Genomic DNA, 2031 nt, shown 5'->3' with positions numbered 1-2031 from the left:
TCGTGGGACAGGCCGGGTGCACGCAGCGTCAATCGAGCCTGAAGGAAATACGCTTCACCGGTCTGGCCCAGGTCGACTTCGATATCCACCGCCACATCTTTGGGCAGTTCGACGTTCATTTGCTTGGCGGCGAGGCCGACGGCGGCGATGTAGCAGGCCGACCAGGCACCAGCGAACAATTGCTCGGCTTTAGGGTGTGACTGGGTGGCTTCGAACACATGCACAGGGGCGGCATTGCCAGGTGACGAGAGCTGGATGTCGACGGTGCCGTTATGGCCGCGAGACGTGACGCCGGCCGCGCTCATTTTGGTGTGGGTTTTGCCGGAGGCCAGGACTTTTTCGATCTTGCTCATGGGATGAATTCTCAAGGTTGCAGTAGGTTTGATTTGTGTCTCGCATGCGTTTGTATCGCATGCGATGGAATGATATTCCCTCAGACCCCTATCGATGTCAAGGGGGAGCAGGGCGCCTTCACGACGAGTGGTCAGAAACGAAAAAGCCCGCTTAACGCGGGCTTCGGATTTCGAGTAGGTGGCCAGTGCTGGTATCTGGCTTACAAGGTTTATCAGGACTCTGACAGAACAGTGTTATGTACTTCTGCTTCACACGGCGTAAGGGCTGGATCTCAACGAGGAGATCTTTCTAACCGTGTACCCTTCGGGACGTGCCCCACGTCTCCTTGCTATCCGTTTGCGCATCAGTCTGCGTCTTCACCTACAACTTCAGAATAGCAAAGCATGCGCGGTGTAAAGCGCGCTTTTTAGACCGATTCCATCCTTGCAAAAGCGCCGCAGGACGGAAAAATACTATCGGTCCAGCCTGCCCCAAAAGACAGTCTGTCCCCTGGGCGGGGATCAAACCAGATTGATCTCGACATCGATGTTGCCGCGGGTCGCCTTGGAGTACGGGCAGGTTTGATGAGCTGCGTCCACGACGGCCCGGGCGACCACCGGATYGAGGCCCGGAAGGCTGACATTGAGGCGTGCCTGGAGGAAAAAAGCGTTGTCGGTCTTGCCCAGGTCTATCTCGGTATCCACGGCAACATCGCTCGGTAGAGTCACCCTCAATGCAACCGCCGCTTTACCCATTGCACCGATAAAACAGGCCGACCAACCTGCCGCCAACAATTGTTCCGGATTGGTGCCGCTGCCAGACGAGCCGGGCGGGGACAGCTTGATGTCCAATCGGCCATCCGAACTTTTCGACTGACCGTCACGGCCGCCAGTGGTGTGGGTTTTCCCGGTGTACAGCACAGTCTCGATTTGATTGATCATGGCGGGTTCCTGCTGAGGGTAGGGGGCTTCATCATTCAAGCCGCAAGGTTCTGGAATGCCCTTGCGACGAAACCCACTTTTGCACCCTGATGTCGTGCGTATGTGTCTTGAACCGACCTTTGTGTATCGCTGTGTAAGATCCGTGCCGAAGATACAGATCGATACAAATCTGCGTATCGTCATTCACCCTGCACGAGAGGCCATTCAGCAGGCAAACGAAAACCGGGAAAGCGAGTTCTTTTTCATTAAGATCAAGAACGTCTTTCCCGGTTTTCCGTAAAGCGCTTTTTTATGAGTGAGTCAGGTTTGACGTCACATCATTAGTAGAACCGATCAATCACCCGAACTTCGTTCTGGTTCTGCAGCGAAGCCCATGTCTGTTTCAGCGTTTGCAGAACATTACCGATGAAGTCCTTGTCGGCTGCGGCTTTCTTGCCGACATAGCCCTGGCCGCGACGGTACATCTTCAGTCGGGCGAGCAGGTTCTGGTTGTTCTGGTCGAACTCCGCTTCATGAGCGTTAGGCGACAGGCAGTCGATATGAACCTGGCCCGATTTGCTGATCCACAGAATGTGGCTGTCGAGGCTGTCTTTTTGCGCCGCGAACATACGAGCCAGTTCATCGATAGTAGGTTGATTGTTCAGATTCATAATATGCCCCTTGACCATTTGGTGATTTTTCAAAGTTGAGTCGCTAATACAAGTAGCCCATCGGTTAGTTGATCCCTGGCACCGAAACCAGGACGTCAGCGGTCGGC

The 2031-nt window shown here is 54.5% G+C and carries 3 protein-coding genes; all 3 read right to left on the bottom strand.

Annotated features, from left to right (window positions below):
• A partial coding sequence (locus AC1DRJ_RS25615) for an OsmC family protein (RefSeq protein WP_477804617.1) occupies positions 1-353 on the bottom strand: 353 nt, incomplete at its 3' end.
• Between the two features lie 501 nt (positions 354-854).
• Positions 855-1274 carry an organic hydroperoxide resistance protein gene (locus AC1DRJ_RS25610; RefSeq protein ID WP_477804616.1) on the bottom strand — a complete coding sequence of 140 codons (420 nt, stop codon included), beginning with the start codon at positions 1272-1274 and terminating at the stop codon, positions 855-857.
• Between the two features lie 320 nt (positions 1275-1594).
• Complete coding sequence (locus AC1DRJ_RS25605) at positions 1595-1924, bottom strand: hypothetical protein (protein ID WP_477804615.1); 330 nt, start codon at positions 1922-1924, stop codon at positions 1595-1597.
• Positions 1925-2031: the final 107 nt, after the last annotated feature.

The organism is Pseudomonas sp. P5_B2, assembly GCF_056400445.1.
The sequence above is the reverse complement of the archived record's forward strand: the minus strand, read 5'-3'. Positions and strand labels throughout refer to the sequence as shown.